This is a genomic window from Kutzneria sp. CA-103260, assembly GCF_018263855.1.
Classification (GTDB): Bacteria; Actinomycetota; Actinomycetes; order Mycobacteriales; family Pseudonocardiaceae; genus Kutzneria.
Window position 1 is genome coordinate 11,516,578 of record NZ_CP073318.1, and the last position, 20,357, is coordinate 11,536,934.

Below are 20,357 nucleotides of genomic sequence, written 5' to 3' on the forward strand. Positions count from 1 at the left end.
TGCCTGTCGTGAAATGGAGCCGCGCCGTCCAGCATGTCGAGGACCTGGCCCGCCGCTGCGCCACGCCCTCGCCCATCCCGATGCTGCCCGTCACCGGTCTCTGGGTCTTCGGCGACCTGCTCGGCGAGCCCCGGGACCTCGACTGGGCGCACGTCGCCGTTGTCGTCGACCTCCCCCTCGACGACGTGCCGTGGCTGTCCATCCCCCAGGGCGGCCAGCACTGGGCTCAGGCCGTGCGCCTCCGCGAACCCCTCGTCGGCCGCTTCCGTTCCGCCGCCGGTCCCGTGTGGAACCACCGCATCGCCCGCCCCGCCCTCGTCTGGGATTCCACCGACGGCATCCGCGATGCCACCCTCGCCGCCCTCCGCGATGGCCTCGGCCGCGACGTCCGCGTCGACGCCCCCAGTCCCGCCGAGCTCCGCGCCCAGCTGTCCACCGAACTCGCCGTCAGCCTCCGCTCCCTGCGCCGCCAACACCGCTCCTATGACGACCAACGCTGGCGTCCCGGCAAGCTCGATCCCCACGCCGACTCCCTCTGGCGTGCCACCGACAGCTACCTCGACCTCCTGGACGCCGTCAACGACTTCGAGCTGTGACTGAGGGCCGGACGGTGCACCACCGTCCGGCCCTCCCTCACTGGTTCAGCGGGTCGTCACCAGATGCGCACTTCGTACACCCGGACCGTGCCGGGGAAGCCGATTCCCTGGTTGTAGCCAAGCGTCTGCGAGTAGTACCGGCCATCGCTTTCCCAGTTGATCGTCGCCTGGTTGTTGCCCGAGAAGACGTTGTAGACGCCACCGATGTCCACGGCCGTGTCGCCGGCGTTCGCGAAGCACTGGTTGGTGCCCATCCCGTTGCCGAACGAGATGTCCAGCTTCACGAAGTCGGTCCGGTTGCCGCAGGCGACCTGGTCGATGGCGAAGGCCGGGCTCGCCGGCACGGCGGCGACCAGGCCGAGGGTGGCCGCACCGCCGAGCAGGAGCCTCTTGACGCTCTTCCGCATAGTGGCTGGATTTCCTTCCTTGCCCAAGGGGGTTGTGCTGCTTGACCTGAACAGGTGGAAACGGGGATTCATTCAGGGGTCCGGCGAATACGGGGATCCCGTCACGCTGTGGACCCCCTTTTGCTGGTGCTCGCGGAGACCTTACCTGCCCTGGGGTAAGAAGAAATGAAATGCGCGCGACTCTGCCTGTTGTGCTCCGCGACCTGCCTGTTACGCGTTCCGTCGCTGTCCGAAAAGGCAGGAGGATTTCTCCTTTTTCGACGCGCCGTCGATCGCACGCGTGCTGTCCGCGAAGTCTGTAGCCCGTCGTGCTACATGGGGCTACACTGTGTCCGTGAAGGTGATCACCCAGCGGGAGTTTCGCAACAACTCCGCTGCTGTCATGGATGCGGTGGAGGCGGGCGAGACGTACCACGTCACCCGCAATGGCGTTGAGGTGGCGGAGCTGCGCCCCATCGCACGCAGGCGGCGCCTGACCGCCGAGGAGTTGGTCGAGCGGCACCGGAAGCTGCCACGGGTCGACCACGCGCGCATGCGGCAGGAGGCGGACGAGTTCTTCGGCACTGAGGACCGTGTCGGTGATGACGATGTGTGGGAGCGTGGTCGTGGCTGAGCGTCACGAGTCCGGCGTGCTGGACACCTGCGCCTACATCGACCTCGCTGCGCTCGATTCGGCGGCGCTGCCGGCAATTCCGGAGATCACGGCGATCACGATGGCCGAGCTGCATCAGGGTGTCGCGATGGCCAGGGACGCTGCGGCGCGGGCGGCGCGGACCGAGATGCTGGGCGCGGCCATTGTCGAGTTCGATCCGCTACCTTTCGACACCGACGCTGCGACGCGGTACGGCACCTTGGTCGCTCTGACGCTGGAGGCGAAGCGTGATCCCAAGCCGCGTCGGATCGACCTGATGATCGCCGCCATCGCATCCGCCCGAGGTCTTCCGCTGTACACACGCAACGAGGCCGACTTCAGGGGCCTGGAAGACATGGTCGAGGTCGTGGCCGTGTGAGTCAGCGGCCGGCACGTTGGGCATCACGCCGCGGTTGACGCCGGACGGCCGCCATGGTGTCCGGCGTCAACGGGAATGAATCTGGTTGGGTCTTTGTGTGTGGTGAGCGTCGAGGCTTGAATTCCGTACAGTGCGGTTGATTGTGGAGCTATGCCTGGTTTACGGCCTTCGATGAGACCTCGGTGTAGGAGATCGTCACCGAGCCGTTTCCGGTGTTGGCATCGGGGATGAACGCGGTCCTGCTTGGTCCAGCGCTGGAACCCGCGCCACCGCCTCCCGCGCCGGACAGACCGGCGCCACCTTGACCAGTGGCGAGCCCGGCCTCTCCACCGCCGCCGCCACCATAGAAGCCACCGCCGCCACCGCCGCCACCGGCGTAGCACGCGGGAGATTCGGGTTGAGCGCCACCAGCGCCACCGGCGCCACCGATACCGAGCCTGCCGCGTCCTCCTTGCGCCCCGTAGCAGCCATCGCCGTAACCGCCGTTACCGCCGTCACCCGCCGAGGTAGGGGTCGCGCCACCACCACCGCCCCCGCCAGAGGAATCGGTGCCGTTGGTACCGTTTCCCCCGACCGTTCCGTACTGCCCGCCGGCACCGCCGGCACCGCCGAACAGTCCACTTCCGCCCTGTCCTCCTCCGCCGCCGCCGCCCGCGGCGGTGATGAGTCGGTTGGCCAAGCCGAAGGAACCGGAGCGGATGTCGGAGGCGCCTCCGCCGCCACCACCAGGGCTGTAGTCGAACCCCCCGATGGGGGAATTGCCGCCCGATCCGCCGCCGTTGAAGCCACCCGCACCGGCGGTCGGAGTGGCGGGGGGTGGCTGGCAACTGGCATTTCCGCCGGCTCCACCGACGTTGACCTGCACAACCTGGCGCGGACTGAGGCCGGTCAGGGTTGCCATGACCTCGCCGCCAGCTCCTCCGGGAGTGCGGGGGCAGCCCCAGCCACCGGCCGCGCCCTGGAGATCGACGTTCACGGAGGTGACTCCGGCGGGGACGGTAAAGGTCTGTGCGGCGCCCGTGTAGTTGTAGGTGCAGGTGACGGTGGCGCCGGACGGGCTGCATCCGGGAGGCAGGGAATCGGCTGCATGGGCAAACGCGGGAGCTACCAAGGTGCTGGCCATGGCGAGCACGGCGGCGGCGATCGGTGCTGGAGTTCGTTCGTACAGCACGCCGCATCTCCTCTCGTTTCGGCCCCGACGACGTCAACCGGTGCCGATGGGGCCCAGGTGGTTGGTTCCGAGGACAGGAACAGGGCCGCGCCCACAGACGGCTCGGCCGGCTTGGTGGTCCGGGTGGCAGCACTCGCGGGCCCGTCCGCGGACAACCAGCCCCTCAGGTGGCCTCGGCATTAACTGTCGGAATCCCCGTGGTTTCCTGTGAACGCGGGGCCGTTCACGGATAGTGTCGTCGCCACTCAAACCGTAATCGATCAGGTTGTTCGCAGAGCTTGATCATCCGTAATGACGCAAGAGGATTGCTGTCCTGAGAAGCGAAATTGACGGCCAGGGGACGAACATGATCAGGGTAAACAGAATGGAAATCAAATTTTCGCCACTGGTGGTGGTCTAGCGCCAGCATCCGCTTGCGCGCTCTTCCTCGACAAGGGGCCACTCAACTGGCCCGGAGCCCGTCCTTCCGGTAGGGCGTCACCCCGGTAGACACCGGCTGACGTGACGTGCCGGTCAGAAGGCGGCCAGACCGTTGGGGCACCGTCGGACACGTCGTTGCACTGGTAGTCACCGCCGCAGTCCATGCCGAACGGCCTGGCGACGTTGGTGCTGTCGGTGATGTCGTTGAATGCATTGGTGGGGCATGCGGGTAGCTGGCGTCGGGGAACGCGGTGGGATTGCCGGCGAACACCCCGGGTCGACGAGCCACAACCACCTCCCGCGGTCGGCCTGCGGGACCAGCCTCGCCTATCGTCAGCGAAGATCAATTACTGGGTCGAGGTTCCGAGTCGAGCCACTAGACGATCATGCCGTCCGCGTCGCGGCGGTGGGTCGGTGTCGCCAAGAACGCCTGATACTCGTACTCCTCGGCGTAGATCGCCACCAACACTTCCGACGACACCAGCCGCAAGTCCTCGCCAAGCGCGTCCACCAGCTCGTCCAGCCATGACTCGCCGCGGATGCGCACTTCCAGCCATCGGTAGCCTTCGATGCCGGTGGCCACCAGGAACTGGTCACCGATGCCGGAGGCCAGCACGAAGTCCCTTGTCCAGCCACGAACATCTGGCGCCTTCTCGGACAGCCTCGCGTCCGGCTCAGCCGTCGTGCGCGCGATCTTCGGCAGCTCCTCCAACGCCCAGGCCGGCAGCGCGTCCCTGGCCGCGAAATCGTAGGTCTCCAGCAACGGCAGCCGCCCCCGCAGCTGCTCCGCCTCTTTGCGGCGCACCAGCGCCAGCCGCCGGTCTCTGGGGCTCAGTGCTTCTTCGGCCATTTCGGATCGTGCCGTCCGTAGTAGTAGTGCGGGCCGTCCACGCGGTCGTACTTCTCACCGATGGTGATGCCGGTGTGGTCCTGGCGCTGAATCGGATTTCTGCGCGGGTCACGTTGCCTGTCAGCGTGTATGACGGTGATCGGGCCGCCGCATGTAGTAAGCGGCCCCGATCGTCTGCTCAACAGCCGCGGGCACGCCATTCGTCGAGGTGGGGCTTCTGTTCGCCGAGGGTGGAGTCGTCGCCGTGGCCCGGGTAGAACCACGTGTCGTCCGGCAGTGCGTCGAACAGTCGTGACTTCACGTCGTCCGGCAGCGAGGTGACGTTCTCCGGCGAGGAGGTTTTCCCCACTCCACCCGGAAACAGGGTATCGCCACAGCGGTGAGCATGCCACCGGGTAGCACCGTGTGGCACACCCCGGTATGCTCAATGGCATGCCGATCCAACCCGAGATCACCCAGCGCGACCTGCGGAGCCGGTCCAAGGAGATCATGGACGCGGTCGAGCACGGGCAGTCGTTCACGGTCACCCGCGACGGCCACCGGATCGGGGAGTTGATCCCGTTGCGTCGCCGGAGGAGGTTTGTCCCTCGGCAGGAGTTCGCCGTGATGTCTCGCAACGCGCCCAGCGTCGATATCGAGACCTTCCGGGCGGACCAGGAAGCTGCGGTCGATCATGAGGTGGACAGCCCGTATGACCGGTGAGCGCCACGCGCAGGGGCTGCTCGACACGAACATCGTGATCTTGCGCAGGTGGATCAACTCGAACGAACTACCCGATGAGATGGCGATCAGCGCGATCACGCTGGCCGAACTGTCGGCCGGTCCGCACGAGGTTCGCGGCAACAACGAGCAGAGCGTGTATGACGAGCATGCGGAGCGGGCGCGTCGACTGGAGATTCTCCAACGCGTGGAGAACGAGTTCGACCCGATTCCGTTTGACGCCGAAGCTGCGCGGATCTACGGCCGCGTTGCCGCCGCCGTGATCGGAGCGGGTCGTAAGCCGCGTGGTCGCTTCGCGGATCTGATGATCGCGTCTACCGCCATCGCCGAGGGCTTGCCCTTGTTCACGACGAATCCCAAGGACTTCGTCGGTCTCGATACGCTGCTGACGATCGTGCCGGTCAACCACCCCATACTCCAGCACGAGGGGAATCGGGGCTGACCACCTGCGATTTCACCTGGCTCAGCAAGTGCTAAGTGGCCGCCTGGTGTCTCAGACGGCCACTTACTGGAGCCGGTTCACCAACCCCTGGCGCGCCATTCGTCGAGGTGGGGCTTCTGTTCGCCGAGGGTGGAGTCGTCGCCGTGGCCCGGGTAGAACCAGGTGTCGTCCGGCAGCGCGTCGAACAGCCGGGACTGCACGTCGTCCACCAGCGACGTGAAGTTCTTGGGCGAAGAGGTCTTGCCCACGCCACCGGGGAACAGTGAATCACGACTGCGGTGAACACGTCAGCATCACGGATACTGCCGGGTGTGTCGCGATCTGGCGGCTTGCAGACTCGCGTTCTGTCGGCTAGAGATTTCGCGTTCTGTCGGCTAGGCTGGCTGCTGTGACGGGTCTGGTACAGCGCAACGCAGCGCCCAGGGTGACTGAACTGCTTTCGTCGTTCCGTGTTGTGCTGCTGGGTGGGGCGCGACAGACGGGGAAGACCACGCTGGTACGCGACCTGCTCGACCTGCCAGGGCATGCGTGGTTCAGCTTTGACGACGAGGCCGTGCTGGCTCGGGCGTCGGATGACCCCGTCGGGTTCGTCGAAGCTTTGCCGCGGCCGGCTGCGGTCGACGAGTTCCAACGCGCGGGACGAGGGTTTCTGCTCGCGGTGAAGCAGGCGGCCGATCGGGACCGCACCCGAGGGCAGTTGCTGTTGACCGGATCGACCAACTACTTGGCTGACCGAGGACTGTCGGAGACACTTGCCGGCCGTGCTGGGCGGTTGCTGCTCTGGCCGCTCTCGATGGGCGAGCGGCTCGGAGTGCGGGAGACGTTCCTGGACCAACTGTTCGAGCCGACAAGTTGGCCTGGGAGGACCGAAGCCTTGCCCCGTGCGGACTTGGTGTGGACGCTGCTGGAAGGTGGCTATCCCGAGATCGTCACAGAGGGCTTGGCCGGACGACAGCGTCGGAACTGGTTCGAGGCATATGTGCACGACGTCGTGTCGCGAGAGGCACTCCGTCCCATCGCCGAGGTCCGCCTGGAGACGGAATTGCGTCGCCTACTGCGGCTCCTGGCCGCTCGCACCGGTCAGGAACTTGTCGTCTCGGGCATCGCGGGTGACGCTGAAGTCGGTCGTGAGACAGCATCGAACTACATCACTCTGCTGGAAGCCCTTCATCTGGTGACGTTGTTGCCCGCTTGGTCGACCAACATCACCAACAGGGCCAAGCGACGCCCCAAGATCATGGTTGTGGACACCGGGCTCGCAGCTGACCTCTGCGGGCTTGGCGAGCAGACGTTCGCTCCAGCCGCGGACGGAACTGCGGCGGGTGCGTTGTTCGAGACCTTCGTCATCACGGAGGTGCTCAAGCAGGCGACCTGGAGCGAACGAAGCGTGGACCTGTCCTACTTTCGCGACCGTGACGGAGCCGAGGTGGACCTGATCGCGGAAGACCGACGTACCGGTGAGCTAGCTGGGTTGGAGATCAAGTTGACCAGCACGCCGACGGCTCGGCACGCCAAGCATCTGATGATGCTGCGGGACAAGCTGGGAAGTCGGTTCACGACCGGTCTGGTCGTTCATGCCGGTTCCCAGACCCTGCCTTTGGGCGACCGCATCTGGGCGGTTCCCGTCTCCGCGCTGTGGCGGTCAGACAACTGACAACGTCATGGCCGGCGCGGGTGGCTGGCTCTGTGTGCTGGGCGTCCGCGTCGTCGAGTGGTTCCCTGAATGTGTGGTGATGGTTGCCGCCCCGGCCGGATCGTCTGTACGGTGGCGGTGACGCATGGAGCTTGGGATCGGACCTGAGCCACCGCTGTTTTTCTCCCGAGGCATGGAGCGTTGGATCGCGCCTGCGCCACCGTCTCGTTCACTGAGCTTCCTCATTGCTTGCCGACCTGCCCGTGGTGGCGTCGGCTGAAGGGGCGTACCCGTGACCATCTACTCGCACCATGCCAGCCGTGGAAAAGTGCAGATCCTGGCCACCTACCGCGGGTCGACCGGAGTCGTGTCGTCCACCGTCACGAGCGTGGACGATCTGGCACTCGCCACGCCGATCGTCGACGCGCTGAACCGGATCTCCGCCTACGCCACGGTGCCAGTCAGTGTGTACGACAAGCGGGGCGACCGGTTTGATCACTACCCGACCGCGCATCTAGCCGCGTTGACGGGCCGAGATGCGCGGGCGAGCTTGCTCGAAGGGGCGCACAGCCTGTGGTACGAGATGGCCATGGTGCTCCTGCACCAGGCCCTGACGGATCTGGACGCTGCCGTTGCGGCGGTGCCGGAGCCCGTCAGGAAGGCAATCAGCGCGGAGTTGGAGGCCGACGCTCGTGGTCTCCGAGACGAACTGGCCGAGTACACCGAGGGAGTAGCGCCACCCGAACTGGAGAAGCGCCGCTTTTGGGATTTCAAGTCTCCGTTTGTGGACTTTGGCGAGTCAACGGTCGGACTTGATCAAGAGGATCGCGACCGACTGAATGACCTGGAGCAGGGGGTATCCAAGTCTCGCCTCGACCGGGCCGTCGCAGATATGCGGCTGCTTCTCGCTGCGCACCAGCAGTGCGCCAACAGCGAAGCGCGGTTGCTCGTCAGTGATTTCGAGATCACTGACGATCCGTACGACGAAGAAGCAGACCGGTACTTTCTCGATGTCCTGGCGCCGATCCCGGGCGGCAGGTGGCAGCGGGACGGCTGGAAAGTCGAGATATGCCGGTGGGTTCCTGACGACCCGGAGGACGAGTACGGTGGCGCCACGGGCGAGCCGGTACTCGATTGTGTCAGGGCTGAGCCGCCTACTCTCTCGGAGATCGTCGAACTGTTGAACCGTAGTGATGGGCAGTCTGATGTGCTGGCTGCCTGGGCGAAAACTGCTGTTGGAGAAGTGCTCGCCGGCACTGCTTTTGTTGTGACAAAGCGATACGAAGACTGACGGTCGAGTGGGCCACCCCAGACCTCAGGTGGCCCACTCGTCAAAGACTCACCAGCCGCGTGCACGCCATTCGTCGAGGTGCGGCTTCTGCTCGCCGAGGGTGGAGTCGTCGCCGTGGCCCGGGTAGAACCAGGTGTCGTCCGGCAGCGCGTCGAACAGCCGGGACTGCACGTCGTCCACCAGCGACGTGAAGTTCTCGGGCGAAGAGGTCTTGCCCACGCCACCCGGAAACAGCGTATCACCACAGCGGTGAACATACTCGATCTTGGCTCCGCCGTACTTCGCAACGCAGGGCTACCGCAGAACTACAGGATTCACCGAGAAGAGTGATGTGTCCTTGCTTGGTTGTGGTGAATCGTCAAGAACGAGAGGAGCCAGGCTGTGTCTGGTCCAAGTAACGTCGAGTGACTGGGGCGCGACGCTACCGGGGCGCGAATGGGCACCGATGCTGAACCCGGAGGGGGGATCATGGCGGGCTCAACCGACGCCGACGCCCATCACGGTGGCGACCTGCATGGCCGTTGGCAGGCCCTACAACTGCTGCAACCTGTCTTCGATCTGCTCAATCGCGCTGCGCCGCGTGCTGACTTCGACCACCGCCGCTACGACCTGGCCCAGCTGGTGCTGCGCCTGATCGACTACGTGGTGCTCAACCAAGCCAGCCTGGAGGGCTCGGTCAGCCCGGACAGCATCGTCGACCACCTGACACAACTCAGCCGGCGGATGAACCCGGGCGATCCGGCGCGGCCATGGACGAAGATCGCCAAGCTGGTGCTGGCCACGATGCTCAACGACGGTCGCCCGCACGAAGCCGTCTGGCGCGAGCCAGCTGCCGACCAGGAACCGTGGAGCGAGCCGCGCCCGTTCCGGTTCCGGTTGCTCCGGCTTGGTGAAGGCGAGGACGGCGCCACCGTTACAGCCACCGATCCGGCGATCGTGCTTTTCCTCCAGGCGCTTAACTCGGATCTGGCCGACCGCGCGCTGGCCCTCAAACTGCTTGTCGAGATCCAGATGCAGGCCCGCGAGTTCGACAAGGCCCTGGCCACGGCCCGGGAGGCGACCCGGACTGCGCAGGGGCTGTCCGCCAGCCTGCGGGAGAAGCTGGACGACACCCGGCGTGACGTCCGCAGCGTCGACTGGCACGGTGAGATGCCGTCCTGGCTGGATGGTGTGATGTCGCAGATCACGCAGCAGATCGAGAAGGATCGCCAACTCCGCGACCTGGCTGAGCGTGCGAGTGAAGACGATGCCGCGGCGGCGGCGTGCCGCGACATTGCCCGGGAAGTCCGCCGAGGAGAGGACGTTTGGCTGCGTCTTGAACGACACGTGACCCGAGCGATCCCCGTGTTCCTCGCGGCTCAAGAGACCCAGCGATTCCAACCACGCGGCCTCGCGGCTGCGGTCGATCTGGCCAACGACCTCCTTGTCCCGGCGCTGGCAGTCGCCGACGACCAGCTCGCGACGTTGTCGGAGACGCTTGTCGCCGGCGGGTTTCCGCCACGTGTGCCAGCGCAGTGGGGAATCGACGAGCTGACCAGACAGCTGCTGCGGGAGCCCCTGACCAGGGACCAACGCGACCCTGAGCCCGACGACCCGGGTGATCTGGGCGAAGCCATCGGTGACTCGATTCCTGACGACATCGCGTCCTGCGCGGCGGAGATCCTCGCCGCTGCGGCCGAACGGCCGACACAGCTCTCGGAACTGCTCGCCGCAGCGCGGACGAGATCCGGTGATGTGGCCGATTCGTTGCGGCTACTGGACATCATGTGGGGCGCGGCGCTCTACGTGTTCGTGGCCGGTGGCGAATCTGGTGCTGATGAACGCCCACACCGGGCGGATCTCGCCGCAGCGGTCACCGCCTTGGTCGCGGTTGATCGCGGCGCGGTGCTGGTGGACGAGCGGTTCGACGGACCGGACCTTTTGCTCGCCACGCCGGCCGCGTTGGACCAGCTCGACGCCGATGAGGAGAGCAGGGGAGTGGCATGAACCTGAGCGACGTGACTGCCGCGGCGCGGCTCATCCGCTACGCGTTGAGCGTTCGGGAGCGGCCCACCGGAGACGGCCACTATCAGGTCCTGCTCGACAAGTACCGCACGGACGCCGAGTTCGCCGAGATCGTCGGCCGTCTCGCCGACGGCCTCGGTCTGGACGTTCGAGTGCCCACCCCGCTCGGTCTGTTGGTCGCCGGACGCCCCGACGGGCCATTCGCGGTCACCCTCGACAACTGCGGACTCCCCATCAGGGCGCAGCACAAGCTCCAGGACCGGCGGTGCTTCGGTCTGGTATTAGTCGCGTTGGTGGCGTACGCCTACCCCAACGGAGAGGCTTTGGTCGACGCAACCAACCCCACGGTACGAGCCGCCGAGCTGGAGCGCTTTCTGACCCGCCACGCTGCGGCCGTGACCGATGCGGCCGCCGAAGCCGATGACGAGATGGACCGGCAACTGGGAGAGGCGGCGCGGATCTGGCTGGACCTGCCCGAGGTGCTGCCGTCCGCACATGGTGGCTACCGCCGCGACTGCCAGCGTGATTACGTGCAGCGGACACTGGAGTTTCTCGTGGCACAAGGACGGGCAGACGGGAGACGGCGCTCGAAGACGACAGGGGCGTGGCCTACGCGCTCAACGACCGGTTCCGGATGGGCATCGCCGAGGTGACTGAATCAGTCGTCTTCGGCGTGCTCACCGTGTTGTCGGCCGGACCCGACGACGGCACGGTGATGTGAGTGTTCCGCCTGCGCCGCCTCTACCTCGACTCGATCGGGGTTGCGGACAACCGGTTCTCGGATCTGACGGTCGACCTTACCGACCGTGCTGGGAACCCGGCAGACTCCATCGTGTGGCTGCGTAACGGCGCCGGCAAGACGACGATGCTGTCGCTACTGCTCGCGCTGATCCTGCCCGATCGCCGGGACTTCCTCGCCACCCGCACCAAGAAGCGGACCCTGGAGGACCTAGTGCTCGGTGGCGACACGGCCCATGTGGTCGCCGAGTGGATCGACCCAATCGGCCAGGTGCTGCTCACTGGCGCGGTGTACGAGTGGGACGGCAAAGCTCGACCCCGCGACTACAACGGCGTGGCGAAGGACCGGTTGCGGCGTTCGTGGTGGTGTGTGAGCCCAGACCCGGCGGTCGACGGCTCGACGCTGGATGACCTGCCCTTCACGCTGCGGACACGTGGCCAGTACGACCGGGAGAGGTTCCGCGCGCACGTGCGGATGCTGGCTACGAAGGGCGTGAACGCCGTCGTCGCGGACCACAGCATCGCGGAGTGGCACCGCGCGTTGCGCGAGCGCCGGTTCGACCCGGAGTTGTTCCAGTACTTCACCGAGGTCAACGCGGCCGAGGGCGGTATCGACGGACTGTTCTCCGGCATCGACTCCCCCGGTGCCTTCGTCCGTTATCTGCTCAGGTTCGTTGCCGATCGCGAGCGCGTGCAGCCGGTCCGCGAGCTGCTGGCCGACACCGCCGTGGAAATCGCGAAGCGACCCGTCTACCTCGTCGAGCGCGAGTTCTGTGCGCAGGCACGTTCACTTGTGGGCAAGCTCGGCGAAGCACACGAGCGAGTCCTTACGACCACGACCGTCCGAGACACCCGCCGCGGGATCACCGCCGGGTGCAAGCGGGCGCTCCTGGATGCCGTCGCGGCGGCCGACTTGGCCCATAAGACCTCGTCGCAACTGCACAAGGACATCGAGGCCAGCCACCGAGAACTGCGGAACACGGTCGACGCTGCAAGGCGACGGCGTGCCGAGTACCTCCGGCTGGCGGCGGGATTCCGATTCGGGGCTGCGGAGAAGGGGCTTTCGGCGGCGAAGGACGCTGCGGCCCGCCTCAGCGTCGAGGCCGAGGCCTGGGGCGCGGTGGCCGACCTGGTGGAGCTGGCCACGGCTCGAGCGGAACTCAAGGTGCGCAGCGCGGCACTGGGGGACGCGGCCACGGATGCGCGTCCGCTGGTGGACGCTGTTACGCAAGCCAAGACCGTGCTCGCCGGAGCGCTCGACACTGCCTTGGCCGAAGCAGACGCCTCTATCGAGGCACTGACGGACGAGCTGAGTGCTGCCCAGGGAAGCAAGACTGCCGCTGAACGGGAGCGTCGCGCCCGGCACGAAGAACAGGTTCGGCTCGACGCCGAGCAGGATGGTCTCAACCAGGTGATCGACCGGTTCACGGCGAAGACGAACGCCGCAGCCGCCGACGGGTTGCTCGTTGAACGAGAGCGCATCGACGTCGCAGTAATCCGGTTGACTACCTCGTTGGGCACGACCGAGGGTTCGATCAAGCGGCTGACCGGCGAGCAGAAAGAACTCGACACCGAGCTCGACAAGGCAACCAAGCGGCGGAAGGAGGCACGAGAGGCGAACCGGCGCGCGACCGATCGTCACCGCCAGCTTCGCGGGGAGCTGACTCGCCTTGAGCGGCGCGCAGCGGAGATCGGTGACAGCCCACGGCTCCGTGCGTTGCTCCAGACCGAGTCCGTCGATCTCGCGGTGAGCGCGGATGAAGCGGTCGTCTCGTTGCGGACAGCCGTTGCGGCAGCCGACGTGTCGATGATCGAGACACGCGCCGCAGTGGCCGAGGACGAGCGCGCCGTTCAGGCGCTGGAAGCCACCGGACTGCTGCCACCCAGGCCGGGCGTGTCCGCAGTGGTCGATGCCTTCGGGGCGGTCGGCATCACCGCCCACCCAGGCTGGCAGTACCTGGCCAAGCATGTGCCGGCTGACCAACGGCGGAACCGGATCGCCGAGCTGCCGGACGTTGTCGACGGCGTCATCGTCTACGGCGACGCCGCTGAAGCCGTCAGCCGAATCGACGTCGAGATCGACGACGTCGTGGCGGTGTCGCCGGCGTCGGTGTTCCGCGATCAGGCCCAGGCGAAGGCGGTACTCGGCCCGGCGGCGGCCCGCTACGACGTGGCCGCCGCCGGTGCTGAGCTCGACCGCCGCAACGAGCGGCTTGGGCGGCGGCGAAACGAGCTGGCCGAGCTGGACCAGCGGCGGTTGGCCGACGCGACGCTCGCTGATCGGATCGGCGCGTGGCTCGCGGATCTGCCCGAGGATGGCCTGCTTGGCCTCGGCCAACGGGAAACGGCGGCGGCGCAGGCCGTCGCCAAGGCGATCACAGCGGAGGAAACCGCCGAAACGCTTGTTGGGGAGTTGGGCAATCGCCGCGCCGACATCGGCGAGCGGCTCGGTGAGCTGCGGGTCGTCCGAGTTCGGTTGCAGGGCGACCTGGGCCGGGTGCGGGCGTTGGACGAGGAGAACCAGCAGGTCATCGAGCCGGCGACGGTGAGGCTGGCTGCGATACCCGGGCTGCGCCGGGTAGCAAGGGAACGAGAAGAGGCCGCCGAGGTGCGCTATCGCGACGCGGACGGCGCGATAGAGGATATTCGAGGCAGGTTGCGCGGGCTCAAGGCGACAAGTCGGAACTGGCGTGCCCGGCGTGCGACGTTGCCGGATGTTGCGACGATGACCGACCTCAGCGTCGAGGCAGCGGAATCGACTGTGGCCAGGAGCGAGGAGCTGCTGCGCGAGCGTTTTCCCGAAGGGGAGCTGCGCCGCGCGGTTGGGGAGTCGGAACGCGCCGTTGCCGCAGCAGCAGCCTCATGGCAGCGTCACGACGAGCCGATCAGGACCGAAGCCGAGATGCTGGCCGCGACCCCCGCCGGTGCCGACTCCGACCTGCGAGCCGAGTCGGCTGCCGTCGCGCGGTCGAAGTTGGACGAGGCCAACCAACGCATCGGGGGCACCGAGGCCGAGTACCGCGTGGCGCGGGACGAGCTGGATGCGGCCACGCCACGGGGCCGGGTGCGGCATACCGACCAGGTCTATGAAGTTGCCGACCGAGCGGAGGCCCAGCGGCTGGCCGCGGAGGCCGACGAGGAGGCCACCACGATCCAGATTCGGGTCGGCCAGTTGGAACGTGATCGTGACGAAGCCGAATCGGCCGCTGCGCGAGCTCGTATCCGGGGTCGCATGCTGCGGGACCAGGCGGATCGTCTGCGCGACGTGGAGCCGGCCGAGTCCACCGTGATGACGTTGCCTGATGACGAGGACGAGATTCGCGACCTGGTCGCGCGGATGGTCAGTGAACAGGAGAGTGTCGACAGCGCGCACAGCGCCGCCACGTCGGCGCGCTCGCAGCGAGCCGACGAGTTGCGCAAATGGGCCGACAGCGACCGGTTCGCTGTCGTGGGCGAGGACGAGCACAGCCAGGCCGTCAGGATGCTGCGCGAACTGTTTCGCGGTGACTCCGTGTTCGAGCGCGTGGCGGCCAGGGCCGCCGAGCTGACCGAGGACCTCGAAATGCGGGGCCGGGCGATCGGCCAGCAGCTCAAGCACGTCGAGGAGCACAAGGCCAACGTCGTCAACCGTCTGGCCGACCTGGTCGACGAATCGCTCAGCGTGCTGCGTCGAGCGTCGACGTTGTCGGAGTTGCCTGGCGGGATCGGTCCCTGGGAGCACCAGCGGTTCCTTGTCGTCGAGGCCCGGCAGCGGCCCTCTCGCGACCAGGTCGTCCTGCGCGTCGGCGAACTGGTCGACCGCATGGTGCGGGCGGGCAAGGTCGAGATCGAGCCCGTCGAGCTGCTGTGGCGTGCCAGCGAGGCATCGGTCGTGGAGGGATTCCGGGCCACCGTGTTGAAGCCTGCACCGGATCAGCCGACCGGCCGCACGCCGGTCGAGGAGATGCGGAAGTGGTCGGGCGGGGAGAATCTCACCGCGTCGCTGGTGTTGTTCTGTGTGATGGCCCGGCTTCGCGCCGAACAGCGGTCCGGCGCGAAGGCCGGCAACACCGGCGGTGTGCTGCCGTTGGACAACCCGCTCGGAAAGGCGAACTATCTGCCGTTCCTGGAGTTGCAGCGCCGGGTCGCCGACGCCAGCGGCGTGCAGCTGGTGTTCTGGACCGGCATTGGCGATCTCGGTGCGGTAACGGCGTTTCCCCGAATCGCGGCGATGCACAAGAGGCTGTCGGCGACCCGTCCTGGCCGTGCCTATGTCCGTGGCGACGCCGACAACTCCTTCACCGGCGACCAAGTCGTCGACGTCGTCATCTCGGTCCGCGATGAACCCTGACCCCGCTCTCGTCAAAGCGATCGCTGACGCCGTCGATGCCTACCCTCGGCGTCGCGTGCCGCTGGAGACGGTGCTCACTGCCGCGGCAGCTGTCGACCGCACCGCATCCGCGTCCGTCCACTGGCGGTCGCGTGTGATGTCGGCGATCACCTCGCTCGCCGCAGACGGCCGGGTCGAGCTGCCGAAAACCCGGTTCGACTCGACCACCCGACCCGCGCTGCCGGCGTACATCCAGCGGCCGGCGCGGCATAGACCGCTGGTGGAGACCAGGGAAGCGGTGGTGTGGCATGCCGACCTGGCCTGGGCGGCTGTCGCCGATGACGAGGGCCAGCTGGCCCCGGCTGAGCGTCGGCTGCTGAGCGCGGTGAACGCGTGGTTGCCGCATCGGCGAAACGTGGTGGTGCCGCTGCGCGAACGGTCGCTGGAGATCCTCGACGACGAGAAGGCGCTCGAGAGCTGGGTGTTCGGTCCGCTGTTCGGCCCTGGGCGGCTTACCTTCGAGCTGCTCGAGTGTGAGCCATGCTGGCCGCCGGTCGAGCAATGCGTGCTGGGTCCCGGTGACTGGCTAATCGTCGAGAACTACACCACCTACGTGTCGATCTGTCGTGTCGCCAGACAGCAGAACTTCCAAGGTCGAATCATCTGGGGAGCCGGCCTGCAGGTTGGCACCAGGCTGCTGGCACTGGCCGCTGCCGGCGAACATCCGACGCGCTGCCGGTACTTCGGCGACGTCGACACCGGCGGCTTCCAGGCTGCTCGGTTGGCTCACGACCGTGCCGCCATGCTGGATTTCCCCGAAGCTCTCCCGGCGCGAGGTCTTTATCGCCTTGCCATGACGATCGGCGCGGACCAACGACGTAGGGACAGCCGTCGGTCGGGCAAGGACCTGCTCGCTTGGACTCGGGAATGGGTGGGAGCACCACTGGCGGACCCGATCACCGCCGTACTCGTTGCTGGTGTCCGGATCGTCCAGGAGAACGTCGGATTCGAGCTCCTTCGGGACACGACCGCCAAGAAGGATTGGTTTTGACGCGGCGTCCTTGGCCTGAGACGCCAGCCACAGTGGTATGACTGGAACTCCCTTGAGCTCAGGGAGGGCGTTGAACGTGCGTCGTTGGGACAAGTTGAACGACCGGCAACATGACGTGCTGAGGCATGTGGGCAGTAGTTGTGGTGCCGCCGTCCGTCCTGGTCAGATGCGATGCCCGCGGCGCCCAGGGCATGGGTTGCCATAGCTGTCCTGGTGTGGGCGCATTATTGTCGACGGGGTGCTCCGGCCGAAGTCGCGTTGGCAATAGGTACAGCGCACTCGGTAACGAGGCTGTGGGTGGCTGCGCGTTCTGGACGATCCACGGACTACCGCGCTATGGGACGCGGGGAACCTTGTGCGGTCGCCGTACTCTCCGGCCTTCGCGAGTTCGATCTCGAAGCGCGGCTCGAACTTGATATCGGTGCTCTCAAGGGATGTGATCTTCCAATTGAACAAGCTCTTCAGGCCAGGGCCCGACGAGCGGCCGCCGGTCTGGTCCCAGACGTATAGGTATTCCTGTCCGGCACCGTCCTTGCGCCACTTGAACGTCAGGGCGTAAGGCTCGACGAGCCGCGGCGCACCGTCGTAGGTCATGCGTAGCAGCGTCTGCGTGCGCGCCGCATCCATGATCGGTGTGCGGAGCTCTGCGGGGAAGAAGGCAAGTTGGTTGGCGTCGCCATAGTCGAAGGAAGAGAACAAGGACACAAGCTCGCTTTTGAGGCGCTCTACCGCTAAGGTAAAATCCATCCGACTTTCCGCGACGCAAACGATCTTGCTCCAGTATGCGCGCATGATCTCGAACGGCACGGACAGTAGGAGTGCTAGGGCGGCCTTTGGGCTTGGCTCGAATATTGTCTTACGGAGAAACGTGGTTACGATCTTCGATTTGTCCACAGCGATATCTTCGTTCACGAAGATCGAGTAGACGAGGTCGAATAGATCGTTGGACATGTTTCTCTGTAGCAGGCACTTTAGTTTGTCGGCTAGTGCCTCTTCGAGGCTGACCGTCTCGATGGTGATTGCGCAGTCGGTTCGGTCGGAGTATGGGTGAATGAGTTGGCGTTGTTGGATCGGCAGATATAGGCGACCGAACTCGGTTACGTCCATGCGTAGCGCGATCGTCATCGTGCTGGCCTTGCCGTAAAAGTTCTCAAAGTACAATTTGAATTTGTGTACTGTCTTGTCGCGATCGATGCTGCGTTGGTCGGTCTGAGCGTTTCGATCGAGGTCGAACTTAACGCCGGTGCGCGCCTCGATCATCCGACAGACGCCGTTTAGTGCGTCGAGCAGCTGGTCCGCGTGTAGCCCGGTAGGGGCGGCGAAGTCGAGGTCACCGGAAAACCGGGTGTTGAGGAAGTAGCCCTTGCGAAACGCGTTTCCACCCTTAAGGACGAGACGATCTTGTATCGGCGGGCTGTCGCCGTACAAGCCGGCCAGGAGCCATCCGTACAGGTAGTCGCGCTGTACGTCTGAGCTGTTGACGCCGAGAAGCCTGCTCGTCGCGTCGATCTCGTCGCGGTCAATCACGCAAAGATTCTCTAGGTTGCCAGCGCAGTCCGCAACTGGGTTGCTGTAGGCTCCGTCAACGAGCCAGTCGAGCCACGGCGCGCGCCAGAAGCGGCGAGTCGGCCGGGCCGTTCCATGTTACGGCCTCAACGGCAATTCCGTCGATGGTTCCCCGTTGGTTCGCTTCACGGACCTCGAGCGTAAGAAACGCATTGGTTGCGACCACGAGTCCATGTTCCGCGCCCAGTCGGCGCATCGCGGCGGCCGCGCGCTGAAGATAGCGTAGGGTGAGCTTGCCAGACCGAAGGTACTTTGCTTCGACGTTCGTCGTCCCCATGGCGGTGCCCACGGAAAAGTCAATACCGCCCCGTTCGGCGAGCTTATTGACGTTATGGTGGAACAAATCTTGTAGAACTTCCCGGACGTGATCCTCATACCTGAGGCCGTCGAGAATCGCTGGCGGGGCGGTTGGGAGAGTATCGGTTCGGCCTACTCCTTCTGATTTGGGTTCGCTAGCCGAGATCTCCATATGTGAGAGAAACAGATCGATCAGGCCCTCACTGCTGAGCGATTCCGTTTGCAGAAAGGCAGGGGGTGTGGATTCGAGGCGGCGATTCCATGCTGTTATTAGGTCGTTTCCATGTAGGCCTGTCGAGATGCCAATTTGTCCTATCCTGTCGATAGCGGCCTCGTTTGCGTTGAAACGGACGAGCGACCAGACTGTATGGTCGGCGTCCTCTGTGCAGATCAGGTTGGCTGCTGTAAGTGCCACGTCGTTTGACTTGTCATCGTTTGCGGCGAATTGTATGACGGCAGTACAGATTAAATCCTTTACCTCCTTGGAATCTTCGGTAATCGTGACGATCATGCGGTGGTCGAGCAGGTTGACTGCCCATGCATTTGATTGCTCATGTTGATCGAATTCGACATACGGAGAGTGCTCTTGTAGTGACCTTGCCGTAAGGTCTATTAGATTTTCCAGGTCGGCCATGGAGCGTGCCAACAGTTCGTCGCGATGAGCTTGCATTGCTCTAGCTACGTCACGCTCAGCCTGACGGAGGGTGAATGTTGCCTCCAGCTTGATCAAACGCTGTGCCAGGGGAGACCTGGTCTCCCGGCGGCAGAGTGCGACGATCTCCGCCGCGCTCTGGGGTCGATAGGTCGGATTCTTTGCCAACATTTTCCGCAACAGGTTGCCGAGAAGCGGGTCCATGCCCTCGATCTCCGTCGGCATCGACGTCAATGTCTCGGATCTTCCGCCGCTGCTGGACGTGTGGAATGGAGGTTTGCCGATCCGAAGTGCATAAGCCAAGCAGCCCAAGGAGTAGATGTCGGAGAGCGGTGTTTCGTTGCGGCCTTGCAGAACTTCGGGTGCGCGATAGAAATTGGTGCCAGTGCCCGCGAAGGTGAACGTCTGATGTGCAGCGCTCAACGACGCGGCGCCGAAGTCGGCGAGTCTCCAACGCCCGTCCCATAGCAATGCGTTAGACGGTTTGATATCGCGGTGCACTATGCCAGCGGCACCGAGCTCCTCGAGGCCTGTGGCGAGTTGGCGAACGATGTCGAGTACCTCAGAGTCATTTAGAGTTCCGAGGATCTCTTTTAGTATTTTGTCTGCCCATGGCATTATGTAACAGGTGATATCGTATTCTGGATTGGGATGTGGGCAGCGGTCGTCGATCAACATAAGATGCTCGTGTTTGAACGTGCGGAGCTTTTCGGAAACTTCCCACTCGCGTTCGATTTGTCGGGCCTCTGCATACCAACTATCTGTGTCGTAGGTGGCCTTCCTGTTGAGGATTGCCTTGACTGCGACACGCTGTTCACCGTTGAGTAGACCTTTGTAGACTGCGTCGCCGAAGTGATTCTCGAAGACCTGCATTCCGACCGTGTACCGCTCACCACTGAGGCCCGTCAACGCAGCACCTGTGATGCTCATCGAACTCCTGCCGCTGTGCCGCCGCAAAGAAAAAACCTGAGCTGAACACCTTAAACCTGTGCAGTGCGCGGTGTCGAGCGACTTGGAGACTGGGTGGTGTCAAGTCGGTGGGTCGCCCCCGCTTTCACCATGCCCGGGTCGACACTGCCGGGCCTGCCCGTACGGTCAAGATCACCAGCCTCGCTCGCGCCATTCGACACGCTTTGGACGCTCGACACTTAGAGGTGAGTCGTCGCCGTGGCCAGGGTGGAACCGTGTGGTCTGGGAGGG

At 65.2% G+C, this 20,357-nt stretch carries 16 protein-coding genes and 3 pseudogenes; 11 read left to right on the forward strand and 8 right to left on the reverse strand.

Annotated elements, in window-relative coordinates; genetic code table 11:
* The first annotated feature begins 8 nt into the window (after window positions 1-8).
* Window positions 9-596: a DUF7711 family protein gene (locus JJ691_RS51555; protein WP_211766635.1), complete on the forward strand. Its 588-nt coding sequence runs from the start codon at window positions 9-11 to the stop codon at window positions 594-596.
* Window positions 597-652: 56 nt separating this feature from the next.
* Here JJ691_RS51555 and JJ691_RS51560 read toward each other — a convergent pair whose 3' ends face one another.
* Window positions 653-1,003 carry a beta/gamma crystallin domain-containing protein gene (locus JJ691_RS51560; RefSeq protein WP_211766636.1) on the reverse strand — a complete coding sequence of 117 codons (351 nt, stop codon included), beginning with the start codon at window positions 1,001-1,003 and terminating at the stop codon, window positions 653-655.
* 334 nt (window positions 1,004-1,337) lie between these two features.
* Between JJ691_RS51560 and JJ691_RS51565 the strand changes: the two genes are divergently transcribed.
* Window positions 1,338-1,616 (forward strand): type II toxin-antitoxin system Phd/YefM family antitoxin, encoded by a 279-nt coding sequence (locus tag JJ691_RS51565; protein ID WP_211766637.1) that lies wholly within the window; start codon window positions 1,338-1,340, stop codon window positions 1,614-1,616.
* Window positions 1,609-2,013, forward strand: a complete 405-nt coding sequence (locus JJ691_RS51570) for a type II toxin-antitoxin system VapC family toxin (protein WP_306291345.1) — start codon at window positions 1,609-1,611, stop codon at window positions 2,011-2,013. The genes JJ691_RS51565 and JJ691_RS51570 overlap by 8 nt, the downstream gene beginning before the upstream one ends.
* A 148-nt stretch (window positions 2,014-2,161) precedes the next feature.
* Here the strand turns inward: JJ691_RS51570 and JJ691_RS51575 are convergent, their stop codons facing one another.
* The 3 genes and pseudogenes from JJ691_RS51575 to JJ691_RS51585 form a co-directional block, all read right to left on the reverse strand.
* Window positions 2,162-3,184, reverse strand: a complete 1,023-nt coding sequence (locus JJ691_RS51575) for a hypothetical protein (protein WP_211766638.1) — start codon at window positions 3,182-3,184, stop codon at window positions 2,162-2,164.
* Window positions 3,185-3,980: 796 nt separating this feature from the next.
* A complete protein-coding gene (locus JJ691_RS51580) occupies window positions 3,981-4,454 on the reverse strand; it encodes a hypothetical protein (protein ID WP_211766639.1) in 474 nt (157 codons plus the stop codon).
* 178 nt (window positions 4,455-4,632) lie between these two features.
* Window positions 4,633-4,827 (reverse strand): annotated as a pseudogene (locus JJ691_RS51585) (MBL fold metallo-hydrolase); the annotation flags it as partial.
* Between the two features lie 59 nt (window positions 4,828-4,886).
* On the opposite strand from JJ691_RS51585, the gene JJ691_RS51590 reads away from it, so the two are divergent.
* Both JJ691_RS51590 and JJ691_RS51595 read left to right on the forward strand, forming a co-directional pair.
* A complete protein-coding gene (locus JJ691_RS51590; RefSeq protein WP_211766640.1) occupies window positions 4,887-5,156 on the forward strand; it encodes a type II toxin-antitoxin system Phd/YefM family antitoxin in 270 nt (89 codons plus the stop codon).
* On the forward strand, window positions 5,146-5,616 hold the full coding sequence (locus JJ691_RS51595) for a type II toxin-antitoxin system VapC family toxin (RefSeq protein ID WP_211766641.1): 471 nt from the start codon (window positions 5,146-5,148) through the stop codon (window positions 5,614-5,616). Before JJ691_RS51590 ends, JJ691_RS51595 begins: the two co-directional genes overlap by 11 nt.
* Window positions 5,617-5,693: 77 nt before the next feature.
* Here the strand turns inward: JJ691_RS51595 and JJ691_RS51600 are convergent.
* A pseudogene (locus JJ691_RS51600) lies at window positions 5,694-5,885 on the reverse strand (MBL fold metallo-hydrolase); the annotation flags it as partial.
* 119 nt (window positions 5,886-6,004) lie between these two features.
* Here JJ691_RS51600 and JJ691_RS51605 point away from each other — a divergent pair.
* Together JJ691_RS51605 and JJ691_RS51610 are read left to right on the forward strand one after the other, a co-directional pair.
* Window positions 6,005-7,270: an ATP-binding protein gene (locus tag JJ691_RS51605; protein ID WP_211766642.1), complete on the forward strand. Its 1,266-nt coding sequence runs from the start codon at window positions 6,005-6,007 to the stop codon at window positions 7,268-7,270.
* Between the two features lie 271 nt (window positions 7,271-7,541).
* On the forward strand, window positions 7,542-8,540 hold the full coding sequence (locus tag JJ691_RS51610) for a hypothetical protein (protein ID WP_211766643.1): 999 nt from the start codon (window positions 7,542-7,544) through the stop codon (window positions 8,538-8,540).
* Window positions 8,541-8,588: 48 nt separating this feature from the next.
* Here the strand turns inward: JJ691_RS51610 and JJ691_RS51615 are convergent.
* Window positions 8,589-8,783, reverse strand: a pseudogene (locus JJ691_RS51615) (MBL fold metallo-hydrolase); the annotation flags it as partial.
* A 192-nt stretch (window positions 8,784-8,975) separates the two neighbouring features.
* Here JJ691_RS51615 and JJ691_RS51620 point away from each other — a divergent pair.
* From JJ691_RS51620 to JJ691_RS51635, 4 genes are all read left to right on the forward strand, one after another.
* Window positions 8,976-10,526: a hypothetical protein gene (locus JJ691_RS51620; protein WP_211766644.1), complete on the forward strand. Its 1,551-nt coding sequence runs from the start codon at window positions 8,976-8,978 to the stop codon at window positions 10,524-10,526.
* Window positions 10,523-11,197: a hypothetical protein gene (locus JJ691_RS51625; RefSeq protein WP_211766645.1), complete on the forward strand. Its 675-nt coding sequence runs from the start codon at window positions 10,523-10,525 to the stop codon at window positions 11,195-11,197. The genes JJ691_RS51620 and JJ691_RS51625 overlap by 4 nt, the downstream gene beginning before the upstream one ends.
* A gap of 68 nt (window positions 11,198-11,265) precedes the next feature.
* A complete protein-coding gene (locus JJ691_RS51630; protein WP_211766646.1) occupies window positions 11,266-15,612 on the forward strand; it encodes a hypothetical protein in 4,347 nt (1,448 codons plus the stop codon).
* Between the two features lie 55 nt (window positions 15,613-15,667).
* Window positions 15,668-16,642, forward strand: coding sequence for a Wadjet anti-phage system protein JetD domain-containing protein (locus tag JJ691_RS51635; protein ID WP_211766647.1), 975 nt, complete (start codon window positions 15,668-15,670; stop codon window positions 16,640-16,642).
* 162 nt (window positions 16,643-16,804) lie between these two features.
* Here JJ691_RS51635 and JJ691_RS51640 read toward each other — a convergent pair whose 3' ends face one another.
* Both JJ691_RS51640 and JJ691_RS51645 read right to left on the reverse strand, forming a co-directional pair.
* A complete protein-coding gene (locus JJ691_RS51640) occupies window positions 16,805-18,169 on the reverse strand; it encodes a nucleotidyl transferase AbiEii/AbiGii toxin family protein (RefSeq protein ID WP_211766648.1) in 1,365 nt (454 codons plus the stop codon).
* Between the two features lie 55 nt (window positions 18,170-18,224).
* The gene (locus JJ691_RS51645) at window positions 18,225-20,087 is read right to left on the reverse strand and encodes a serine/threonine-protein kinase (protein ID WP_211766649.1); all 1,863 of its coding nucleotides are present in this window, start codon (window positions 20,085-20,087) and stop codon (window positions 18,225-18,227) included.
* Window positions 20,088-20,357: the final 270 nt, after the last annotated feature.